This is a genomic window from Pseudomonas panipatensis (assembly GCF_900099785.1).
In the GTDB taxonomy this organism is placed as follows: Bacteria; Pseudomonadota; Gammaproteobacteria; order Pseudomonadales; family Pseudomonadaceae; genus Pseudomonas; species Pseudomonas panipatensis.
Genome location: NZ_FNDS01000014.1, coordinates 18,377 through 38,458, shown reverse-complemented (window position 1 = coordinate 38,458; position 20,082 = coordinate 18,377). Strand labels below are relative to the sequence as shown.

22 protein-coding genes and 1 tRNA gene are annotated in these 20,082 nt (G+C 62.4%); 9 read left to right on the top strand and 14 right to left on the bottom strand.

Annotation, left to right across the window (positions count from 1 at the left end; genetic code table 11):
• Positions 1-1,270 precede the first annotated feature (1,270 nt).
• The 3 genes from ampE to BLQ74_RS24335 all read right to left on the bottom strand — a co-directional run bounded on the left by ampE (position 1,271) and on the right by BLQ74_RS24335 (position 5,038).
• Complete coding sequence (gene ampE / locus BLQ74_RS24345) at positions 1,271-2,107, bottom strand: regulatory signaling modulator protein AmpE (protein WP_090267742.1); 837 nt, start codon at positions 2,105-2,107, stop codon at positions 1,271-1,273.
• Complete coding sequence (ampD, locus tag BLQ74_RS24340) at positions 2,104-2,670, bottom strand: 1,6-anhydro-N-acetylmuramyl-L-alanine amidase AmpD (protein ID WP_090267741.1); 567 nt, start codon at positions 2,668-2,670, stop codon at positions 2,104-2,106. Before ampD ends, ampE begins: the two co-directional genes overlap by 4 nt.
• A 112-nt stretch (positions 2,671-2,782) precedes the next feature.
• Positions 2,783-5,038 (bottom strand): DUF1631 domain-containing protein, encoded by a 2,256-nt coding sequence (locus BLQ74_RS24335; protein WP_090267739.1) that lies wholly within the window; start codon positions 5,036-5,038, stop codon positions 2,783-2,785.
• A gap of 285 nt (positions 5,039-5,323) precedes the next feature.
• On the opposite strand from BLQ74_RS24335, the gene nadC reads away from it, so the two are divergent.
• Positions 5,324-6,172, top strand: a complete 849-nt coding sequence (nadC, locus tag BLQ74_RS24330; RefSeq protein WP_090267737.1) for a carboxylating nicotinate-nucleotide diphosphorylase — start codon at positions 5,324-5,326, stop codon at positions 6,170-6,172.
• Positions 6,173-6,250: 78 nt separating this feature from the next.
• Here the strand turns inward: nadC and BLQ74_RS24325 are convergent, their stop codons facing one another.
• The 4 genes from BLQ74_RS24325 to BLQ74_RS24310 all read right to left on the bottom strand — a co-directional run bounded on the left by BLQ74_RS24325 (position 6,251) and on the right by BLQ74_RS24310 (position 8,812).
• The gene (locus BLQ74_RS24325; RefSeq protein WP_170842868.1) at positions 6,251-7,324 is read right to left on the bottom strand and encodes a diguanylate cyclase; all 1,074 of its coding nucleotides are present in this window, start codon (positions 7,322-7,324) and stop codon (positions 6,251-6,253) included.
• Between the two features lie 164 nt (positions 7,325-7,488).
• Positions 7,489-7,564 (bottom strand) — tRNA-Thr (locus BLQ74_RS24320).
• A 59-nt stretch (positions 7,565-7,623) separates the two neighbouring features.
• Complete coding sequence (locus BLQ74_RS24315; protein ID WP_170842867.1) at positions 7,624-8,280, bottom strand: methyltransferase family protein; 657 nt, start codon at positions 8,278-8,280, stop codon at positions 7,624-7,626.
• 82 nt (positions 8,281-8,362) lie between these two features.
• Positions 8,363-8,812, bottom strand: coding sequence for a pilin (locus tag BLQ74_RS24310; RefSeq protein ID WP_090267732.1), 450 nt, complete (start codon positions 8,810-8,812; stop codon positions 8,363-8,365).
• 227 nt (positions 8,813-9,039) lie between these two features.
• Here BLQ74_RS24310 and pilB point away from each other — a divergent pair, with 227 nt between their 5' ends.
• The 5 genes from pilB to yacG all read left to right on the top strand — a co-directional run bounded on the left by pilB (position 9,040) and on the right by yacG (position 13,730).
• Positions 9,040-10,743: a type IV-A pilus assembly ATPase PilB gene (gene pilB, locus BLQ74_RS24305; RefSeq protein ID WP_090267730.1), complete on the top strand. Its 1,704-nt coding sequence runs from the start codon at positions 9,040-9,042 to the stop codon at positions 10,741-10,743.
• A 3-nt stretch (positions 10,744-10,746) separates the two neighbouring features.
• A complete protein-coding gene (locus BLQ74_RS24300; RefSeq protein ID WP_090267728.1) occupies positions 10,747-11,964 on the top strand; it encodes a type II secretion system F family protein in 1,218 nt (405 codons plus the stop codon).
• 2 nt (positions 11,965-11,966) lie between these two features.
• Entirely contained in the window at positions 11,967-12,839 is an 873-nt protein-coding gene (locus BLQ74_RS24295; RefSeq protein ID WP_090267727.1) for a prepilin peptidase, read from the top strand.
• Between the two features lie 76 nt (positions 12,840-12,915).
• Entirely contained in the window at positions 12,916-13,524 is a 609-nt protein-coding gene (gene coaE, locus BLQ74_RS24290) for a dephospho-CoA kinase (RefSeq protein ID WP_090267725.1), read from the top strand.
• Positions 13,521-13,730, top strand: coding sequence for a DNA gyrase inhibitor YacG (yacG, locus tag BLQ74_RS24285; protein WP_090267723.1), 210 nt, complete (start codon positions 13,521-13,523; stop codon positions 13,728-13,730). The genes coaE and yacG overlap by 4 nt, the downstream gene beginning before the upstream one ends.
• A gap of 60 nt (positions 13,731-13,790) precedes the next feature.
• Here yacG and BLQ74_RS24280 read toward each other — a convergent pair whose 3' ends face one another.
• From BLQ74_RS24280 to BLQ74_RS24265, 4 genes are all read right to left on the bottom strand, one after another.
• Positions 13,791-14,006, bottom strand: coding sequence for a hypothetical protein (locus tag BLQ74_RS24280; RefSeq protein ID WP_090267721.1), 216 nt, complete (start codon positions 14,004-14,006; stop codon positions 13,791-13,793).
• A gap of 108 nt (positions 14,007-14,114) precedes the next feature.
• Positions 14,115-14,816, bottom strand: coding sequence for an energy-coupling factor ABC transporter permease (locus tag BLQ74_RS24275; protein WP_090267719.1), 702 nt, complete (start codon positions 14,814-14,816; stop codon positions 14,115-14,117).
• Entirely contained in the window at positions 14,813-15,283 is a 471-nt protein-coding gene (locus BLQ74_RS24270) for an FAD/FMN-containing dehydrogenase (RefSeq protein WP_374439890.1), read from the bottom strand. The genes BLQ74_RS24275 and BLQ74_RS24270 overlap by 4 nt, the downstream gene beginning before the upstream one ends.
• A 3-nt stretch (positions 15,284-15,286) precedes the next feature.
• Positions 15,287-15,703 carry a GNAT family N-acetyltransferase gene (locus BLQ74_RS24265; RefSeq protein ID WP_090267715.1) on the bottom strand — a complete coding sequence of 139 codons (417 nt, stop codon included), beginning with the start codon at positions 15,701-15,703 and terminating at the stop codon, positions 15,287-15,289.
• A gap of 131 nt (positions 15,704-15,834) precedes the next feature.
• Between BLQ74_RS24265 and BLQ74_RS24260 the strand changes: the two genes are divergently transcribed.
• The 3 genes from BLQ74_RS24260 (at position 15,835) to BLQ74_RS24250 (ending at position 18,054) form a co-directional block, all read left to right on the top strand.
• Positions 15,835-16,464, top strand: coding sequence for a DUF1780 domain-containing protein (locus BLQ74_RS24260; protein ID WP_090267713.1), 630 nt, complete (start codon positions 15,835-15,837; stop codon positions 16,462-16,464).
• A gap of 70 nt (positions 16,465-16,534) precedes the next feature.
• Positions 16,535-16,708 (top strand): DUF3094 family protein, encoded by a 174-nt coding sequence (locus BLQ74_RS24255; RefSeq protein WP_090267712.1) that lies wholly within the window; start codon positions 16,535-16,537, stop codon positions 16,706-16,708.
• A gap of 47 nt (positions 16,709-16,755) precedes the next feature.
• Positions 16,756-18,054 carry an NAD(P)/FAD-dependent oxidoreductase gene (locus BLQ74_RS24250; RefSeq protein WP_090267711.1) on the top strand — a complete coding sequence of 433 codons (1,299 nt, stop codon included), beginning with the start codon at positions 16,756-16,758 and terminating at the stop codon, positions 18,052-18,054.
• Positions 18,055-18,214: 160 nt separating this feature from the next.
• Here BLQ74_RS24250 and cyoE read toward each other — a convergent pair whose 3' ends face one another.
• Genes cyoE through cyoC form a run of 3 tightly spaced genes read right to left on the bottom strand, consistent with a single transcriptional unit; the run spans position 18,215 to position 20,080 of the window.
• The gene (gene cyoE / locus BLQ74_RS24245) at positions 18,215-19,102 is read right to left on the bottom strand and encodes a heme o synthase (RefSeq protein WP_090267709.1); all 888 of its coding nucleotides are present in this window, start codon (positions 19,100-19,102) and stop codon (positions 18,215-18,217) included.
• Positions 19,103-19,112: 10 nt separating this feature from the next.
• The gene (gene cyoD / locus BLQ74_RS24240; protein WP_090267708.1) at positions 19,113-19,445 is read right to left on the bottom strand and encodes a cytochrome o ubiquinol oxidase subunit IV; all 333 of its coding nucleotides are present in this window, start codon (positions 19,443-19,445) and stop codon (positions 19,113-19,115) included.
• Positions 19,445-20,080, bottom strand: a complete 636-nt coding sequence (cyoC, locus tag BLQ74_RS24235) for a cytochrome o ubiquinol oxidase subunit III (RefSeq protein ID WP_090267706.1) — start codon at positions 20,078-20,080, stop codon at positions 19,445-19,447. The genes cyoD and cyoC overlap by 1 nt, the downstream gene beginning before the upstream one ends.
• Positions 20,081-20,082: the final 2 nt, after the last annotated feature.

The window sequence follows — 20,082 nt, the reverse complement described above, 5'->3', positions numbered from 1 at the left end:
ACGGTCATGTCGCCGGCGGCGACGCGCTCCATCATCGCGCCCAGGCTCTTCAGGGTGGTGCGGGTGGACACATAGAAACCGCTGTAGAGGTAGACGATGGCGACGAACACCACCAGCAACGCGGTCACCAGCAGGATCATCTGCCCGCGCTTGCTGGCCAGGCGCTCCTGCAACTGGCTGCCGACGAAGTTGAGGACCTTGTCGTTGAGCCGGTAGGTCTTGTCCATCGCCTGGCTGACCTGGTCGTAGAACTGCGTCCAGGGCATGTCCAGGGAGTCGGCCATCACCACCTTGTCTTCGAACAGCTTGCTCAAGCTCTTCAGGGTGCCCTGGCTGGCCTCCGCGTCGGCGCCCAGCGCCGCCTGCGCGGCCGGGCTGCCGGCCAGCGCATCCTGCAACTTGAGCGCGTATTCGGCGTGGACCTTTTCCATCTCCTGCAGGAGGTCATCGAACTTGCTGCTGGAGGCGGAATTGAGGAAACCCTGGCCCAGCGCCGAGGTGCCGATGACGCGGCCACGGCTGATGGTTTCGCTGATGTGCGGCGTCACCGAACTGATCAGCTCGGCCATCCGCCGCACTTCGCCGCTGTCGTCCTGGCTCAGTCCGGCCTGGGACGCCAGCAGCTTGTTGAACACCTGCACGTTGTTGAGCAGACGCCCGGCGAGGCCGGCCTTGCTCTGCAGCGCGCCCTCGGCGATCACCGCCTTCAGCCCGGCGAGCAGCTCGTCGCGCTTGGCGCTGAATTCGGCGACCTGCTCGGCGTCCCGGACCACCGGCTGCAGCGCCGAGATGGCGGCCTGCAGGCTTTGCTGCAAGGCGTTGACGCGACTGTCCAGCTCGCCCGTGCGCTTGGCCTGGCCGAGGCTGATATTGATCTGCAGGAGGTCGTTGTAGGCTTCGATGTCACGGCGAATCTGCATGCCCGCGCCAATCAGTTGCAGGCTTTGCAGTTCGGCGCGCGTGCTGACGAACTGGCGGTAGGAATCGCGGACCAGATAGAAATTGGTGACCAGCATGGGGAGGAAGAACAGCACGCTGATCAAGCTGAATTTCATGCCGAAACTCAGGCGGTTCATCAGCGCAATGGCTGGATAGAGCACAGTCCTCACAGAGACGTCTCCTGTTCCCGTTATTGTTATTGTCAGGAATTGACTGCGGGTGCAGGGCCCGCGCAGCGCAGGCTCCTGTGTACCCGATATCGGCGAAAGCTTCTGTAACTTAAGGTTAAAGGGCCATCACCGGGGGCGACCAGCAACGCCCCCGGCGCGGCTCAGATCAGCAGCGCGCAGAGCGCGAACACCGCGTACCAGAGCAGCGCGGCGCGCACCAGCAACTGCCAGAGCGCATCGAGACTGGCCACGCCCGAGGCGCCCAAGGAACTGTCGTTGACGTCCTCGGCGACGTAGCCGGCCTGGGCCAACAGGCGCGCCGGCGGGGTTTCCCAGGCCAGCAAATCCTGCATGAGGATGCGTGTCACGGAGACGAAATTGCCGACCAGGGCGAAGCTCAGCACCAGGCCGCGCGCCGGCAGCCAGTCAAAGGCATGGCGCAGTTGCGCGGCCCGCTCGCGCAGCCCGTCCTGCTGGCAGTGCAGCAGCGTCAAGGCGATCAGCCGGTAGGCCAGCGCGGCGACCGGGCCGAGCAGCGCATACCAGAAGATCACTGCGAAGAAGCTCTGATAGGCCTGCCAGAGCAAGACTCCCTGGACCTGCTCGAACAGTTCCGAATCACTCTCGGCCAACACGCCCAGGTCGCGCTCGGCGACGTGATAGGCGCCCTGCGCATCCTCGCGGCGCCAGGCGTCGCGGAAGGGGCCGAGCGACTGCTGGATATCGCCACGGCCGAGGCTCCAGATCAGCACCAGCAGGTGCACCGGCAAGGCCAGCAGACCGTAGGCCAGCGGTTGCAGCAGGGTCAGCAGCAACGCCAGCAACAACAAGACGGGCAGCAGCACCACGAGGAGCCCCAGCCAGGGCCGGCGCGCCACGGCCGGCAAGCCCTCGATCAACGCCAACCAGGCCAGCCAGGGGCCATCCTTCTGCAGGCGCATGCGCCAACCGGAGAACTTCTCCACCAGCAGGGCCAGCAACAACACCAGGAAACTCATAGCGACTCCTTGTCCTCGTCGAGCGCGGCGAGAAAGCGTGCCCAGTCGAAGGCCGGGCCGGGATCGGTCTTGCGTCCGGGAGCGATATCGCTGTGCCCGCGGATCCGCTCGCGGGTGATGCCCGGATAGGCCCGCAGCAGTTGCCGGGCAAGCGCCGACAGCGCGGCGTACTGCGCATCACTGTAGGGCTGCTCGTCGGTGCCCTCCAGCTCGATGCCGATGGAAAAGTCGTTGCAGTTTTCCCGCCCGTCGAAGCGGGAAACGCCGGCGTGCCAGGCGCGCTCGTTGCAGGAAACGAACTGGAAGACGCTGCCGTCACGCTCGATGAGGAAATGCGCGGACACCGTCATCGCGGCGATGCCGGCGAAGTAGGGATGCTCGTCGGCGTCCAGGCGGTTCTGGAAGAAGCATTGCACCTTGCCGGTGCCGAACTGGCCGGGCGGCAGGCTGATGTTGTGGATCACCAGCAGAGAAATCCTCTCCCCTGGCGGGCGGGCGTTGAAGTTCGGCGACGGACAGAGGCTGACACCTTGGCACCAGCCGCTCTGGGGATCGAACTGCATAGAGACTCCTTGACGTGAGTCCACTCTAAAGCAGCGGCCCGGAGAAGAGAATGCGGGTAATAAGAAGGCAGCGCGGATTCCCGCCTCTGCGGGAGTCCGGCCAGGCGTGACCTCAGGCGTTCTTCAAGCGCCGCAGGTTGCCGATCACCGACTCCAGCGCCCGGTCGAACAACAGGGCATCGTTGAGCAGGCGCACGGCGTTGCGGCGGAACTCCATGGCCAGTCCCATGCGGGTCTTTTCCAGGACTTTCATCCCGGTGCGATTGACGAAGATGTAGCGGCCGCTGGGCTTGATCACCGCCGCCAGCTTGCAGCGCAGCTTGTGCTCGGCGTCTTCCTGGATTTCCACCCAACTGCCCACGCGCAACTCATCGACCTGACGCAGCGAATCGTCGTCATCCGGCAGCGATGCCTCGGGTTCGGGCGCACGCGCCTCGCCCGGCGCGACCAGGAGGATTTCCTCCACCACCGCCACCATTGCCGGTTGCGCGGGCTGGGGAGCCTCGACCGGGTCGTCGAGCAAGGGCACATCGTCGAGCGGCAGCGCCTCCTCGGCCTGCTTGAAGCGCTGGAAGGCCTGCACATGCAGGTCCTCCAGGCGACCGAAGAATTCACCCGTGGAGAACGGATCGAAGGCCGCGCTGCTCAAGCCTTCGCGCAACGACTTGAGCAATTGCGGGACCATCTCCAGCAAGCGCATGCGCGACTCGGCGTCCTCGTGCGGCTCGACGCTCCAGATAAGGTCATCCATGGTCGCCAGAGCTTCCTGCCACTGCGCCGACTCGGTGCCGTGCTTCAGGCAGGTCAGCAGCAGGACCTTGCTCCAGGCCTCCTGCAGCAGACGCACCACCACCTCCGGCAGGGTGCGACCGAACAGGCGCTGGTTGAGCACCCGCTCGACGTCCTGGCGCGCCATTTCGGCCCGCGCGCGCCCCTCTTCGGCATCGCGCGTGCGCTGCTCCAGCAGCTCGCTGCGGCGACGCTCGTCGCCAGTGAAGGCAATGAAGTCTTCCAGCAACTCGGCAAAGATCGCCGTGTCATCGACGAAATCGTTCAGCAGGCGCATCACCACCTGCTCGATCTTCTGGTAAAGGCTGTCGCGCTGCAGATCGTTCTGCTCCGCCCAGCCCAGCGCCGCCGAGGCGATCTCGTTGAGCAGGCGTCGGGCCGGGTGGCTGCCGCGGCTGAAGAAGGTCTTGTCCAGCACCGCGACCTTGAGCATGGGAATCTGCATGCGGCCGATCAGGGCCTTGAGCGAGTCCGGCAGGGTGCGGTCGTCGAGGATGAACTCGAAGAGCATGGACACCAGGTTGATGACATCTTCATCGACCTGGCCGACCACGCGGGAACGTCCGCTCTTGTTGCTGACGCGCGTCAGCAACTGGTCGAGATGCTGGCGCACGTCGACCTCTTCGATGCTTTGCACCGGCAGGTGCGACTGCAGGTGCGAGAGCAGACGCATCAGGTCATTGCTGGAGATCGGCAGCGCATCGGCCGGCATCGAACGGCGCGGCGCCAGGCTGCGAACCTGGACGAGCAGCTCCTGCAAGGCACCGAAGGCCGCCTGGCTGTCGGCGTCCAGGTGGGCGGCGGGGGCACCCTGCAGCACCTCGCCGGCAGCGTTGCCTTCCGGCGCGCGGGCTGGCCCGCCACGCTCTGCCGGACGGCGCGCCGGGGCAGACTTCAACTCCGGCAGCACCCCTTGCGCCACCAGCGACTGGTTGGCCTCGGCGTATAGCTGGTCGGCATCGGCCAGGACGTACTTGTCGAACAGCTTGAGGATGATCAGCTTGACCTTGATCTCCACCCCCAGGCTGCAACAGGCCTCCAGGAACGCCTCGCACAGCGGGCGCGGCCCGAGCGGGTTGTTCTTGTCCTCGACCTTCTTGCTGACCAGGGTATTCAGCCGGGTGGTGAGATGCGCCAGCGCGACACCATCGCGGTTGAGCACCTTGCCGACCATGGCGTCCAGCGCCACGGCCTCTTCCAGTTCATCGTTCTGCACCAGCGACAGGTTGTCGAAGGACACCGCGTCCAGATGGGGCTTGCCGATTTCGTACTGGTTGAGGCTGGCGAAGTTGTCGAAGAGCTTCTGCAGGAAGCCACGCTCGATACCCTTGCGCTTCAGGCGCAAGTCACGCATGGCCTCGAAGAACGCACTCTGCTCGGTGTTGGTGGTGGCGCGGTCGGCCATCTCGAACAGCGTGTCGTCGGCGTTATCGAACAGGGCCTGCATGGCCTGCCGCAACTGCGTAGCGACCTTATCGCGCACAGTGACCAACGCCACGGGCAGACGCCCGGAAGTAGAAGTCGGCGACTGCCCCTGGGCCAGCTTGTTCAGCGGCACTACGTTCGCTTCGTTCTGCATCACAAGTCTCCTGCCGTCGACCTTGTCAGGACCGAGGGGCGGCAACAACAGTCAGTGGAGCGTTGTCCGTAACGTCAAATGAGTGGCGTCAAAAAATGGGGATTTTCACGCTCATTATAGAGAAGCCCGCATGACAACCAAGAGGTATCACGGCCAATCTTGATGAAATTCACAGAAGAACAGCGACCGCTCGTCTGGCCCAGCCCGCCACCGCCAGTGCACACCGAGGCACACGAGTGACGCGCCGCCTCGTATAATCGCTCCACCGCGAACCAGGAGCCCGCCATGCCGAACCTCACCCTTGTCGACCTCACCGGGGAAATCCAGGACAACGTCCGCGCCGCCCTGGCCGAAGACATCGGCAGCGGCGACATCACCGCGCAGTTGATTCCAGCCGAACGCCTCGCCAGCGCTCGCGTCATCACCCGAGAGGACGCCACCATCGCCGGCTGCGCCTGGGTCGATGAAGTCTTCCGCCAGCTCGACCCGCGCGTACAGGTCGAATGGAAAGTGCGTGACGGCGAACAGGTCGTCGCCGACCAGACCCTGTTCACCCTGCAAGGCCCGGCACGCGCCCTGCTCAGCGGCGAGCGCAGCGCGCTGAACTTCCTCCAGTTGCTCTCCGGCACCGCCAGCCGCGCCCGCCACTACGCCAACCTGGTGGAGGGCACCGGGGTCAAGCTGCTCGACACCCGCAAGACACTGCCCGGCCTGCGCCTGGCACAGAAATACGCGGTCACCTGTGGCGGCTGCCATAACCACCGCATCGGCCTGTACGACGCCTTCCTGATCAAGGAAAACCATATCGCCGCCTGCGGTGGCATCGCCGCCGCCGTCAATGAGGCCCGGCGCATCGCCCCGGGCAAGCCGGTGGAAGTGGAAGTGGAAGACCTGGACGAGCTGACGCAGGCCCTGGAGGCCGGAGCCGACATCATCATGCTCGACGAACTGAGCCTGGACGACATGCGCAGCGCCGTGCGCATCACCGCCGGACGCGCCAAGCTGGAAGCCTCCGGCGGCATCAACGAGAGCACGCTGCGGCGCATTGCCGAAACCGGCGTCGACTACATCTCCATCGGCACCCTGACCAAGGACGTCAAGGCGCTCGACCTGTCCATGCGCCTGAGCCTGTGAGATCGACGAACTGACGGGACTCGCCACGCCTTCCGGGAGTGGCGAGCGAGTGGGTCACGTCACGCGCTCGCCGGCCGCTCAGGCGCGGCGCGCCGCCAGCGGCACTTCGGCGTCCAGGACGATGCGGTCGCGCCCCTGCCCCTTGGCTTCGTAGAGCGCCTGGTCGGCGCGACGCAGCCATTCGGTGACATCCGGCATGCCCGGATCGAAGCCGGCGACGCCGATGCTCAGACTGATGCGCAACTCCGGCACGCCATCCCAGTGCTGCAGGGCCAGCTCCCGACTCAAGCGTGCCAGCACCTCGCGCGCCGCGTCAGGCTTGAGGCGCGGCAGCAGCACGCAGAACTCATCGCCGCCGTAGCGCCCGGCGAGATCGTCCGCACGCAGATGCTCCCGCATGAACTCGCTCAGCCGACGCAGTACCAGATCACCGACCATATGCCCGTGCTGGTCGTTGGTGGTCTTGAAATGATCGACATCGATCAGCGCCAGCGAGGCCTCCTGGCGCGTCTGCCGGCAGAGTTCGAACTCACGCTGCAGGCACTCCTTCCAGTAGCCGCGATTGAACAGCTGCGTCAGGCTGTCGGTCCGGCTCAGCTCACGCAGCGCCTTCTTGTGCTGGGACAACTGGATCGCCAGGCGGTAGAGCACCAGGCCAATGGTCATCGGATGCACCACCAGCATCGGGATACAGGCGTAAAGCTCGGGCTGGGAGGTATCAGGCGAAAAGCCAAAGCCGAACAACAACCCGGACAACAGCATGCCCAAGCCCTGGAAGACGAATCCCTGAGCGACGAAGCGCGCGCCGCCGGCGGCCGTGTTGTTCATCGCCAACATGGACAGCATCATTACCGAGGGCAACACATTGAACTGGATGGTGGCGATCCAGAAACCACCCATCAGCGAATCGAAGAGCACGAAGCGCCGCTCAAGCTCCCGCGGCGCAGGCGATACCGAAGACACCCGGTAAGCCATCAGCGGCCAGAGGTAGCAGAACCACACCAGCAGCCCCCACACCCACGGCGACCATCCGTGCCCCCAGAGCACGCCGGCGACACAGAAGAACCCCACCGCCAACCCCACGGCACGTGGCAGCAGCACACGCCTGGCATAGAAACGACTGAACCTGGCGTTATCGCTCGAATGCTTCACAAGCCGATCCATCTCACGGAAAGCCCCTAGCGGCCGTCGGAGTATAGCGGTGCCACTAATGGCGATTCGATAGCCAAGCCGGAGATTTTCCATGCCCCACCGGGCAGCGAAACGAAATCCCGGAAAGCAAAAAGCCCCGCCGAAGCGGGGCTTTGCATTGAAGCTGGTGCCGGTGAGAGGAATCGAACCCCCGACCTTCTCATTACGAATGAGCTGCTCTACCGACTGAGCTACACCGGCGGCGGCGCGGAATCTAACACCAACAATCAATTTATGCAACAAGACAACAACAATTGAAACTAAAAGAGCCCCGGTATAGCCCTCCAGCGCACCCGTTTTACATACTTCAAATATTCTGGCTCCCTCCGCAGAAATTTTTCTTCCTCAAGAATCCTAATCCCTTGGAAAAAATACAAAACCACCAAAAGCACAGCATTTCTAATGGAAAACGCCCCTAAAATAAAACCAACATGACCGAGAAGATAGCCAAGATAAATTGGATGCCTAACTAGACGATAGGCACCCGTGGTAACAACACCTCGATTCGCCGGAACCAAACCAAAACTCCGACCCAGGCTTAGTTTTGCAAAAATTTGAAAGGCAATACCAAAAATCTGAACAAATTCAGCAACCCTTCTATCCGAAAACAGGCTCAACCCAACATCAAAACTAAAATAAAGATAGTAAAAGGTAGCCGCCATAGCGCACAAAAAAGCGACCGGAGCAAGTCTAACACTCTCCGTATCACGCGCAAACACAATCAAGGAGATGGTTAAAACCTCACCTAAAAACAGCAACAAGTAATTAATCGTTCGAACCTCTAAATAAGTCTGCATAAGCAGAACAGCAAATTGCAAGAATACTGCAAAAACAATTATTCGCGACCCAACACGCGCCACTTTGTATGACCACAGACACTGCATCTTCGACTCAAACCAAGAAGCCAGCGCTTTCATACACTCTCCGAGAGACAAAATTAAATAAATCTCAAAAAAAAATGCGCCGCATTCGCGGCGCATTTTCTACGTTCTAAAGAACTTAGGCGCCACCACCACCTGCAGGTGCAGCTGCAGCATTACGGCACTCAGCCGGAACATATTTGTAGTCGGTCGAAGCCGCGGTGCACTGCCACGAAATAACACCATCAGTGGTCAGAGTCGGAGTGTAGGTCAGAACAACACCCTTGGCTGCCGTACTACCAGTAACAATGATTACCCCAGTAGCATCAGTACAAGTGCTCGAAGCAGTGTTAGTAGTTGCAACAGTCACAGTACTGACGCCACTGCAAGAACCGGCCTTGATCGAGCCCAAGTTCGCAATATTCTCGCCAACGGTAGCTTTCATCCCCGAGGCCATAACTGCAAGCTCCGAAACACGAGAGCGCACGGTGTAATCTTGATATGCAGGCAGCGCGATGGCGGCCAGGATACCGATGATCGCTACCACGATCATGAGTTCAATCAGGGTAAAACCCTTCTGAGCGTTCATATAACTCTCCTTGAAATGGGGGACGGTCTATTGACCTGACTGGACTTAAGCACAAGCTATGCCAACCCTGATTTGACAGGAAATCCGGTACCAACAAGCCATCACAAGGCAGCACCCTTGCCGGAACTGGCAAAAGATGACAAAAAATGACACCTACCGTGCAGCCATTTGGCACCAAATGGCCGGTGAGTTATAAGAAGTGCACATTTTCTGCCGGCCCATCCTCCATGAACGATCACGTCGTCCTATCCGGCCTCGCCCGCCAACTGGTGATTGCTGAACTCCTCGACGAGAAAAGCGCGCAGCAGGCGCAGCAACAGGCTCAGCGCAACAAGTTGTCGCTTGTTACCTACTTGGTGCAGAACAAGCTGGTTAAGAGTCGCCCGCTTACCGAACTAGCTGCGGAACAATTCGGCATCGCCTTTTGCGACCTGAGCAGCATGGACCGCGAGAGCATGCCCAAGGAACTGATCAGCGAGAAGCTGGTGCGCCAGCACCGGGTCATCCCGCTGTGGCGCCGAGGCAACAAGCTTTTCGTGGGCTTCTCCGACCCCACCAACCACCAGGCCATCACCGATGTGCAGTTCAGCACCGGACTGACCACCGAAGGCATTCTCGTCGAGGACGACAAGCTCGGCGATGCCATCGAGAAGTTGTTCGAGAGTGCTACTGGCGGGCTTGACGACCTTGGAGATGTCGACCTCGAAGGGCTGGATATCGAAAGTGGCGAGGGCGATCGCAAGGAAGAGGCAATTGGTGGCGACGCCGACGACGCGCCAGTGGTGCGCTTTGTCAACAAAATGCTGCTAGATGCAATCAGGGGCGGCTCTTCCGACCTGCATTTCGAGCCTTATGAAAAGATCTATCGGGTGCGTTTTCGTACCGACGGCATGCTACATGAAGTAGCCAAGCCACCGATCCAGTTGGCCAACCGCATTTCCGCGCGGCTCAAGGTCATGGCCGGGCTGGATATCTCCGAACGCCGTAAACCCCAAGACGGCAGGATCAAGATGCGCGTTTCGAAGAGCAAGTCCATCGACTTCCGCGTCAACACCATGCCGACCCTCTGGGGCGAGAAAATTGTGATGCGGATTCTCGACTCCGCCAGCGCACAGATGGGAATTGATGCTCTGGGATATGAAGATGCCCAAAAGCAACTTTATCTTGAAGCACTGAAGCAGCCACAAGGCATGATCCTGGTTACTGGCCCGACCGGCTCCGGCAAGACGGTGTCGCTGTACACCGGTCTGAATATCCTCAATACCCCGGATATCAATATCTCCACGGCAGAAGATCCGGTGGAGATCAACCTGGAAGGCATCAACCAGGTCAACGTCAATCCCAAACAAGGCATGGACTTCTCGACAGCTTTGCGCGCGTTCCTGCGCCAGGACCCGGATGTGATCATGGTCGGCGAGATTCGCGACCTGGAAACCGCCGAGATTGCAATCAAGGCGGCGCAAACCGGACACATGGTGATGTCTACCCTGCACACCAACAGTGCGGCAGAGACCCTGACCCGTCTGCTAAACATGGGCGTGGCGTCCTTTAACCTCGCTACGTCAGTCAACCTGATCATCGCACAGCGCTTGGCGCGCAAGCTTTGCCCGCATTGCAAGAAAGAGCACGACGTGCCCAGAGAGGCCCTGCTGCATGAGGGGTTCCCGGAAGAACGCATCGGAACCTTCACGCTCTACTCCCCCGTTGGCTGCGAAAACTGCAAGAATGGCTATAAAGGCCGCGTCGGTATTTATGAAGTGGTTAAAATCACGCCAGCGCTGCAGCGGATTATCATGGAAGAAGGCAACTCCATTCAGATCGCGGAGCAAGCCCGCAAGGAAGGCTTTAATGACCTGCGCACCTCAGGCCTGCTGAAGGCCATGCAAGGCATCACCAGCCTCGAGGAAGTCAACCGCGTGACCAAGGATTAATCCATGGCGGACAAAGCACTAAAGACCAGCGTCTTCACCTGGGAAGGTACGGACCGCAAGGGTGGCAAAATCAAAGGGGAGCTGACCGGTGTCAATACTGCCCTGGTCAAGGCTCAACTACGCAAGCAGGGCATCAATCCGATCAAGGTTCGCAAAAAAGGCATTTCGCTGCTGGGCAAGGGCAAGAAAATAAAGCCCATGGATATCGCCCTCTTCACTCGGCAGATGGCGACCATGATGGGCTCCGGTGTGCCCTTGCTGCAGTCCTTCGACATCATTGGCGAAGGATTTGAAAACCCGAACATGCGCAAACTGGTCGATGAGGTCAAGCAGGAGGTTGCAGCGGGTAACAGCTTGGCCAACTCCCTACGTAAGAAACCGCAGTATTTTGATGATCTCTACTGCAACCTTGTTGATGCCGGAGAACAGTCAGGCGCCTTGGAGACACTGCTGGATAGGGTCGCCACTTACAAGGAAAAAACCGAGTCATTGAAAGCCAAGATCAAGAAGGCGATGACCTACCCTATTGCGGTAGTCGTCGTTGCCATTATTGTGTCTGCAATCTTGCTGATTAAAGTTGTGCCACAGTTCAAGTCCGTCTTCGCCAATTTCGGCGCCGAACTTCCCGCTTTTACTCAGATGGTTATCAATCTATCTGAAGCACTGCAAAAATGGTGGATCATCGTATTGATCGCCATGTTTGCCTGCGCCTTCACTCTCAGAGAAGCACATAGGCGCTCAGAAAAATTCCGCGACTCTGTTGACCGAGGAATACTTAAGCTACCCATCATCGGTGCAATTATTTACAAATCTGCGGTGGCCCGATATGCCCGCACACTATCCACTACTTTCGCTGCGGGTGTCCCATTGGTCGAAGCACTCGACTCAGTATCCGGCGCCACCGGCAACGTTGTATTCCGCAACGCGGTCAACAAGATTAAACAAGATGTCTCGTCCGGCACTCAATTGAACTTCTCGATGCGCACCACAGGCGTGTTCCCCAGCATGGCCATTCAGATGGCTGCCATTGGTGAAGAGTCAGGCTCGCTCGATGCCATGCTGGATAAGGTTGCCAGCTATTACGAAGAAGAAGTCGACAACGCCGTCGATAACCTGACCACCCTGATGGAACCGATGATCATGGCCGTGCTCGGTGTACTGGTCGGCGGCCTGATCATTGCCATGTACCTCCCTATTTTCCAACTGGGTTCCGTCGTTTAAACATGTCTGTCATCGACTTTCTGGCCAGCCACGCGCTGGCCTTTGTTTTATGCGCGACCCTGCTCGGCCTTCTGGTCGGTAGTTTCCTCAATGTGCTCATTCACCGTTTGCCCAAGATGATGGAGCTGGACTGGCAGCAGCAGGCGCGTGAAGCGCTCGGGTTGCCGGAGCCGGAGAAGCAGGCGACCTATAACCTGGTCCTGCCCAACTCGCAGTGCCCGCATTGCGGCCATGAGATCCGTCCCTGGGAGAACATTCCGCTGGTCAGCTACCTGGCGTTGCGCGGCAAGTGTTCGGCCTGCAAGGCGTCCATCGGTGTGCGCTATCCGTTGGTGGAACTCGCCGCCGCCCTGCTTTCCGCGTTCGTCGCCTGGCATTTCGGCTTCACCTGGCAGGCCGGGGCCATGCTGCTGCTGAGCTGGGGCTTGCTGGCCATGAGCCTGATCGATGTCGACCATCAGTTGCTCCCCGATACGCTGGTGCTGCCGCTGCTCTGGCTGGGCCTGATCGCCAACATCTTCGGGCTGTTCAGCCCTCTCGCCGATGCGCTCTGGGGAGCGGTGTTCGGCTACCTCAGCCTGTGGTCGGTGTATTGGCTGTTCAAGCTGGTCACTGGCAAGGAAGGCATGGGCTACGGCGACTTCAAGCTGCTGGCGATGATCGGCGCCTGGGGCGGCTGGCAGGTGCTGCCGCTGACCATCCTGTTTTCCTCCCTGGTCGGCGCGGTGCTCGGGGTGATCCTGCTGCGCCTGCGCAACGCCGAGCATGGCACGCCCATCCCTTTCGGCCCCTATCTGGCCATCGCCGGCTGGATTGCATTGCTCTGGGGTGATCAAATAACCGCTACCTATCTGCATTTCGCCGGTTTCAGGTAGCCCTCTCGCGAACGCCGACTCTCTCCGGGTCCCCGCGTTCGCGGGGATGCCAGCCACGATCGGCGCGAGGAGAACGATGAAACCCTGGATTCTTGGCCTCACCGGCGGCATCGGCAGCGGCAAGAGCGCCGCCGCGGCGCATTTTTCCGCGCTCGGCGCGCACATGGTCGATGCCGATCATGCCGCGCGCTGGGTGGTGGAGCCCGGCCGCCCGGCGCTGACCAGCATCGTCGAGCGTTTCGGCGAGGCCATGCTGCTGCCCGATGGCACCTTGAACCGGGCCGCCCTGCGTGAGCGCATCTTCCAGTCCGCCGAGGAGCGGCGCTGGCTGGAGCAACTGCTGCACCCGTTGATCGGCCAGGAGATCGCCAACCACCTGGGTCAGGCCGAATCGCCCTACGCCATCCTGGTTTCGCCGCTGCTGGTCGAGTCCGGGCAGCGCCGCCTGGCCCAACGCATCCTGGTGGTGGACACCCCGGAGCACCTGCAGCTGGAGCGCACCATGCGCCGTGACAATGTGCCGGAGGAGCAGGTCCGCGCCATCCTTCAGGTCCAGGCCCAGCGCGATGAGCGCCTGCGGCATGCCGACGATGTGCTGGTCAACGACAGCGACCTGGCCCATCTGCATCGTGAGGTCGAGCGCCTGCACGATTTCTATCTCAGCCTGCGAGGAGGACAACCATGAGCCAGCCCCTGACAGTGGAATGCCCGACCTGCGGCGCCCCCGTGGAATGGAGCGAGAAGAGCCCGAGCCGACCCTTCTGTTCGGAACGCTGCAAGCTGATCGATCTCGGCGCCTGGGCCGCCGAGGAGCACGCGATTCCCGGCAACGACCTGGAAGACGATGTGTTTTCCACCGAACTGGATGCCCCGCCGCTGCGCGGGCATTGAGACCCGAGCCGGAGCAGCGGAACGCGCGGCCGCATGTCCGCATGGCCGCGCTGGCTTGGGCTACGGGCGCATGAAGGCGTAATCGCGGTCTTCGTCGAGGTTGTCGGCGAGGAATTGCAGTTCGTGCGCCAGGTCGTCCTGGCTGCGCACCTGGGCATTGGCCCGCACCACCACGCTGAGCAGTCCGCGCAGCACGAGTTGCCCGTCCATGCCCGCCGCTTCGGCTTCCACCAGCAGTTCGTGAATGCGTTGCTCGGCCCAACTGTGAATGCTCATACCCGCTCTCCTTGACTGTGGGGAAGACGAGTTTCCCGACGCGGCGACGGAAGAGAACTGACCTGGATCAATGCCGACAAGGCGATGGCCCGGCCGAATCGGCCACCATCACGGCGGGCCATCGCCGTGCCGGTCGTCGTCCTTCCAGGGCGCCTGCAGGTAGCGGGTGCGGTTGAAAGTCTCCAGCCAATCCGGGTAGAAGACCACCAGGCCGGTCACGATCATGCCGTTGATGAAGGCCTCGGGGAACATCACCAGCCACAGGTAGCCGATGAAATCGTCCAGCCAGGGCGGCATGGGGAAGATGCCGTCCAGCCACAGCAAGCCGAGCCCCAACAGAATGCTGCACAGAGCTGCCAGCGCCGCCGGGAAGAAGCCCGAGCAGAAGATGTAGACGAACAGGTTGCGCGGCTGCCGGCGCTCGACATAGATCGCCGCCAACTCGGTGACAGCCACCGGCACCAATACCAGCAGCACGCCGTTGACGCCGATGGCCAGCCAGTCCTGGCGGCCGATGACGCAGAGCCCGACCTGCGCCACCAAGCCCACCAGAATCGCCAGCGGCCAATCCAGCAACAGGGTCACGGCGGTCATGCCGATGAAGTGGAAGGACAGCCCGGAGGCGAAGTCCCGGCGCACCAGCCAGAGCAGGAAGAGCGCGAGCATGGTGCCGAACATCAGGTGCTGGCGGCGGAAGTCGCTGATCAACTCCAGCCAGGGCGCACGCCAGGCGGCCAGGCCGACCAGCGGCAGATAGAGCGCCCAGCCGAGTCCCAGGCTTTCCGCCGAGAGCAGCTGCGCAGCGATCACTGGCCGGCCCGCTCCAGGGCCTGGCGCAGCGCCGGTGCCGCCGAATAGGACTGGCTGGAGACTGGCTTGCCATGCTCCAGGGTGACCCAGAGCACGCTGTCCGCAGCCACCTCATAGTGGCTGGCCACCCGCGATTCGCGGTCGAGCAGGACGCGGTAGTTGTAATCGCGCATGGCCGGCACGGCGAACAGCTTGGCGATCATGCCCGGCATCTTGCTGATATCGGCGACGAACACCGCATGGCGCTGCGGCAGATAATCCTGCGGAAGCCCCTCCAGGGCCGCCTTCACCAGCTTGCCGCCGGCCATGTCGCGCGCGACCAGCAAGACCTTCAGATTGTCGTCCTGGGTATAGGGCTTGTCGTACTGGTCGAGCAACGTCCAACCCGCCGGCGCGCCCTCCCCGTTCGCCGCCCAGCCCAGCACCGGAAGCAACGCCAGCAGCAGCATCGCGCAGAGTCTTTTCATCACTCAACCTCCCACCGAATAGACCAGGATATCGTCGCGTCGCGCCCAGCCAGGCTGGGCCTCCCAGAAGGACAGCGCCTCGGGCGCGTCGCGCAAGACGAAGACATGAGACTTGCCGATCCCCAGCCGCGCCAGGCGCGCCAGGGCCTCATCGAGCAGTGCGCGCGCCAGCCCGCGCCCGCGGAAGGCCTCATCCACCAGCAAATGCTGCAGATAACCCCGCCGGCCGTCATGGCCGACCAGCAGGCAGCCGACGACCTGCCCCTCATGCTCCAGCAGCAGGCTCAGCTCCGGATTACGCGCCAGGTAGGCCACGAAAGGCGCGTATTCATCGTCGCGGCGTAACTGGATGCCCGGGGTGCGTGACCAGAGTGCGAGTAGCTGTGGGTGATCAGCGGCGGTAACGCTGCGCAACTGCATGACTGTCGGCCTCTCCAAGGATCGCCACAGTTTACACAGGGCAGTGTGAAGGCCATGCAATTTGCTCGCTGGGCAAGCGAGTCGCTTCGTCGCAGGGCTCCCCCGGCGTCGAGTCGCGCTAAGCTGTTGGCATGGACGAAAGCGAATACCTGCACCTGCTCAGGCGCCAAGCCGAAATGGCCAATGAATTCCTCTCCAACGCGCGCAAGTGGGATCGCGAGCGTTGGGCCTGCCAGCGCCTGCTGCAGACGCTGAAAGTGCCCTTCCGCCAGGACGAGTTCATCGCTCCCGAACAGCAGCCGCCGGATGTGCTGTTCCGCGACGCCTGCTTCGAGGTGTTCTTCGTCCTCGACGAAGGCCGCCGGCTCAACGAGGAATGGCGCGAGGAGCTGCAGCGTCGGCGCCTGGCGCAGAGCCTGCGCCAGTTGATGCGCCGCGAGCAGAAGCCGCGGCGCATCAACTGCAGCGAACTGCAGCGACGCCTGGCGCCGACCCTGAGCAAGAAGGCGCACAACTACAGCGAGCGCGGTATCGACCATGGCGAACTGGACCTGCTCGCCTTCGTCAGCCTCAAGCGCGAAACGCCGGACTTCAACACCCCTTTTCCACCCCCCACCGAGTTCCTGCGCCAGGGCTGGCGTTCGCTGTCGCTGGTCGGGCCGAACTTCGCCCGGGTGATCTTCGCGCACAACGACGCCCCGGAATTCCTGCGCTCCAACCTCGGCCGGGTGGTACTACTGGACAATGGTATTGGCTTGTAGGGCATTTCGTTCGATTGAGAGCCCGCCATTGGCCGACTAGAATGCTCGACATTAGAAACGGAGGCCAACCATGCCCAGTCGCCTGAGCCCCGAAGACCAGCAGAAAGTCGAGCAGTACCTCAGCTCGCCGCTGCACCAAGTCGAGCGTGCACCCTTCAAGCCGTGGCTGATGATGGCCGCGCTCACTTTCGTGGTCATCGCCCTGGGACTGCTCAGCCGCCTCCTGGCCCACCTGGCGAACTGAATCGCCGCCCGGCCCGCACAGGATTCCCTAAGCTATGAGAACGTCCCATGTCCCATCGTATCGTGATCGTCGGCGGCGGCGCCGGCGGGCTGGAGCTCGCGACCCGTCTCGGCCGCACCCTGGGTAAGAAAGGCAAGGCGCAGATCACCCTGGTCGACGCCAACCTCACCCACATCTGGAAACCCCTGCTGCATGAAGTGGCCGCCGGCTCGCTCAACTCCCACGAGGATGAGCTGAACTACGTCGCCCAGGCGAAATGGAACCACTTCGAGTTCCAGCTCGGCCGCCTGAGCGGACTGGACCGCGCGGGCAAGCGTATCCAGCTTGCCGCGACCCATGACGAGGAAGGCCGCGAGCTGCTGCCGGCGCGCACCCTCGACTACGACACGCTGGTCCTGGCCGTGGGCAGCACCACCAATGACTTCGGCACCGCCGGGGCGGCGCAGCACTGCATCTTCCTCGACACCCGCGAGCAGGCCGAACGCTTCCACCGCCAACTGCTCAATCACTACCTGCGCGCCCATGCCAACCGCCAGGACGACGACCAGATCAGCGTGGCCATCGTCGGTGCCGGCGCCACGGGCGTCGAACTGTCGGCCGAACTGCACCATGCCGCTCACGAACTGGCCGCCTATGGCCTGAACAGCATCCAGCCGCAGAACATGCGCATCACCCTGATCGAAGCCGGGCCGCGCGTGCTGCCGGCGCTGCCGGAACGCATCAGCCAGCCGGTGCATCGCACCCTGGAGAAACTCGGCGTGCGCGTGCTCATCGGCGCGCCGGTCAGCGAGGTCAGCGCCGAGGGGCTGAAGACCGCCAATGGCGAGTTCATCCCCGCCAGCCTCAAGGTCTGGGCCGCCGGCATCCGCGCGCCCAGCCTGCTCAAGGACCTCGATGGCCTGGAGAGCAACCGCATCAACCAACTGGTGGTGCGCCCGACCCTGCAGACCACCCGCGACGACAGCATCTTCGCCTTCGGCGATTGCGCGGCCTGCCCGCTCGGCGACGGCAGCGAGCGCAGCGTGCCGCCGCGCGCCCAGGCTGCGCACCAGCAGGCCTCGCTGCTGGCCAAGGGGCTGGTCGCACGCCTGGAAGGCAAGGCACTGCCGGCGTACCGCTACACCGACTACGGCTCGCTGATTTCGCTGTCGCGCTTCAGCGCGGTGGGCAACCTCATGGGCAACCTGATGGGCAGCGTCAAACTGGAGGGCTGGCTGGCGCGGATGTTCTACATCTCGCTGTACCGCATGCACCAGATGGCGCTCTACGGCGTGACCCGCACGGCCCTGATGATGCTCGGCGACCGCATCGGACGCAGCACCGAACCGCGCCTGAAGCTGCACTGAGGCCCTGCAGGGCGCATGACGCCGGAGGCGTCATGCGCGCCGTGGCGTCCCCGGCGAACGCTGGATGACCGCCAGCGCTCGTTCACCCGGCGCGATCGCCTGGAATCGCAGGCATGAAAAAGCCGCCCCGAGGGGCGGCTTTTTCGTTGCCGTCGAGCCGTTACAGCAGGCCCATCAGCGCATGGCCAGGCAGCGTGCGGAAGTCGATCGACATCATCAGGCTGAGCATGCTGATCGCCACGATGGAGAAGGCGAACAGCTTGCGGGCCCAGAGACGATCATCCTCGGCGCGGAAGCCGGAGACCGCGATGAACGCCCACCAGGCGCTGACCGCCAGGGCCACCACCAGGTAACCGTAACCGGCGAAGCCGGTCAGGGTCAGCAGCAGGGTGGCGGCACCGAAGGCCAGCACGTAGTAGAGGATCTGCCGCTTGGTCGCTTCGATGCCACGGGCCACCGGCCAGACCGGGATGCCCGCGGCCTGGTAGTCGGCCAGGCGGAAGATGGCGATCGCATAGGAGTGCGGCATCTGCCACAGGCAGAAGATCAGCAGCAGCACGGCCGCGCCCATGTCGAAATGGCCACTCGCCGCGCAATACCCCACCACCGGCGGCATGGCCCCGGAGAGGCTGCCGACCAGGGTGCCGTACACCGAACTGCGCTTCAGCCAGAGGCTGTAGAAGCCGACGTAGACGATGAAGCCGAAGGCGGCCAGCAGCGTCGCCTGGACGTTGGTCTTCCACCACAGCAGGCCGAAGCCGGCGACGCCGAGGACCACGCCGTGGGCCAGCGCGGCCTTCAGCGAGATTTGCCCGGTGACCAGAACGCGCCCGCGGGTGCGCTCCATGTGGCGGTCGATGTCACGGTCGATGCAGTTGTTCAGCACGCACCCGCTGGCCACTACCAGAGACAGGCCGATCACCGTCGCCAGCAGCAGCATCGGATCGACGCTGCCGCGGGCGGCGAGGAAGAACCCCCCCGCCACGGCGATCAGGTTGCCGAAGATGATCCCCGGTTTGGCGATCAGAAGGTAACGCTTCAGCTTCACGTCAACGGCCTCAGTGCATCGGCATCATCAGAGCGTCGGCGCTGAAGATGATCCACAGCGACAGACCCACCACCAGCAGGATGATGATGGCGGTGAAGATGAATGCCATCACGTTCCAGCGACCTTCCGACGACATGTTCATGTGCAGGAAGCACACGAGGTGGACCACCACCTGCACCAGGCCGAGGACGACCATGGTGAGGATGGTCGCCGACCGCGAGAAGCTGCCGTTCATGACCATGAAGAAGGGAATCGCGGTCAGGATCACCGACAGCACGAAACCGATCGCGTAGGAACCGAGGCTGCCGTGTCCGGCCCCGGCATTGTCGTGTGCAGCGCTCATTACAGGGCCCCCATCAGGTAGACGACGGTGAATACGCAGATCCAGACGATGTCGAGGAAGTGCCAGAACAGGCTCAGGCACATCATCCGGGTGTTGTTCTGCGCGGTCAGGCCACGGGTGGCGATCTGCGCCATCAGCACCAGCATCCACAGCAGGCCGGCACTGACGTGCAGACCGTGCATGCCGACCAGGGTGAAGAAGGACGACAGGAAGGCGCTACGGCTCGGGCCGGAGCCCTCGGCGATCAGGTGATGGAATTCATTGACTTCCATACCGATGAACGCGGCGCCGCAGAGGAAGGTAATCCCGAGCCAGGCGATCGCCTTGCCCTTGGCGCCCTTGTGCGCGGCGAGCATCGCCAGGCCGTAGGTGCAGCTGGAGATCAGCAGGATCGCGGTTTCGACGGCCACATAGGGCAGCTCGAAAATGTCCTTCCCGCTCGGGCCGCCCGCGGTGTGGTGAACCAGCATCGCGTAGGTGGCGAAGACGCAGGAGAACAGGATGCAGTCGGTCATCAGGTACAGCCAGAAGCCGAATACCGTGTTCCCGCCCGCATCGTGGTCGTGATCATGATCGTGGTCGTGACCCACCTCGTGGGCATGGACCGAGTGTTTGCTCAATACTGCCGAAGACATGG

Bases quoted from the DNA above. Each gene is read 5' to 3' on its own strand.
- cyoD (WP_090267708.1), bottom strand. From the start codon at position 19,445: ATGAGCGCTGCACACGACAATGCCGGGGCCGGACACGGCAGCCTCGGT.
- cyoC (WP_090267706.1), bottom strand. From the start codon at position 20,080: ATGTCTTCGGCAGTATTGAGCAAACACTCGGTCCATGCCCACGAGGTG.
- BLQ74_RS24335 (WP_090267739.1), bottom strand. From the start codon at position 5,038: ATGCAGAACGAAGCGAACGTAGTGCCGCTGAACAAGCTGGCCCAGGGG.
- BLQ74_RS24260 (WP_090267713.1), top strand. From the start codon at position 15,835: ATGGACGAAAGCGAATACCTGCACCTGCTCAGGCGCCAAGCCGAAATG.
- BLQ74_RS24265 (WP_090267715.1), bottom strand. From the start codon at position 15,703: ATGCAGTTGCGCAGCGTTACCGCCGCTGATCACCCACAGCTACTCGCA.
- BLQ74_RS24315 (WP_170842867.1), bottom strand. From the start codon at position 8,280: ATGAAAGCGCTGGCTTCTTGGTTTGAGTCGAAGATGCAGTGTCTGTGG.
- pilB (WP_090267730.1), top strand. From the start codon at position 9,040: ATGAACGATCACGTCGTCCTATCCGGCCTCGCCCGCCAACTGGTGATT.
- coaE (WP_090267725.1), top strand. From the start codon at position 12,916: ATGAAACCCTGGATTCTTGGCCTCACCGGCGGCATCGGCAGCGGCAAG.
- BLQ74_RS24300 (WP_090267728.1), top strand. From the start codon at position 10,747: ATGGCGGACAAAGCACTAAAGACCAGCGTCTTCACCTGGGAAGGTACG.
- BLQ74_RS24270 (WP_374439890.1), bottom strand. From the start codon at position 15,283: ATGAAAAGACTCTGCGCGATGCTGCTGCTGGCGTTGCTTCCGGTGCTG.
- BLQ74_RS24295 (WP_090267727.1), top strand. From the start codon at position 11,967: ATGTCTGTCATCGACTTTCTGGCCAGCCACGCGCTGGCCTTTGTTTTA.
- BLQ74_RS24280 (WP_090267721.1), bottom strand. From the start codon at position 14,006: ATGAGCATTCACAGTTGGGCCGAGCAACGCATTCACGAACTGCTGGTG.
- BLQ74_RS24255 (WP_090267712.1), top strand. From the start codon at position 16,535: ATGCCCAGTCGCCTGAGCCCCGAAGACCAGCAGAAAGTCGAGCAGTAC.
- yacG (WP_090267723.1), top strand. From the start codon at position 13,521: ATGAGCCAGCCCCTGACAGTGGAATGCCCGACCTGCGGCGCCCCCGTG.
- BLQ74_RS24310 (WP_090267732.1), bottom strand. From the start codon at position 8,812: ATGAACGCTCAGAAGGGTTTTACCCTGATTGAACTCATGATCGTGGTA.
- nadC (WP_090267737.1), top strand. From the start codon at position 5,324: ATGCCGAACCTCACCCTTGTCGACCTCACCGGGGAAATCCAGGACAAC.
- ampD (WP_090267741.1), bottom strand. From the start codon at position 2,670: ATGCAGTTCGATCCCCAGAGCGGCTGGTGCCAAGGTGTCAGCCTCTGT.
- BLQ74_RS24250 (WP_090267711.1), top strand. From the start codon at position 16,756: ATGTCCCATCGTATCGTGATCGTCGGCGGCGGCGCCGGCGGGCTGGAG.
- ampE (WP_090267742.1), bottom strand. From the start codon at position 2,107: ATGAGTTTCCTGGTGTTGTTGCTGGCCCTGCTGGTGGAGAAGTTCTCC.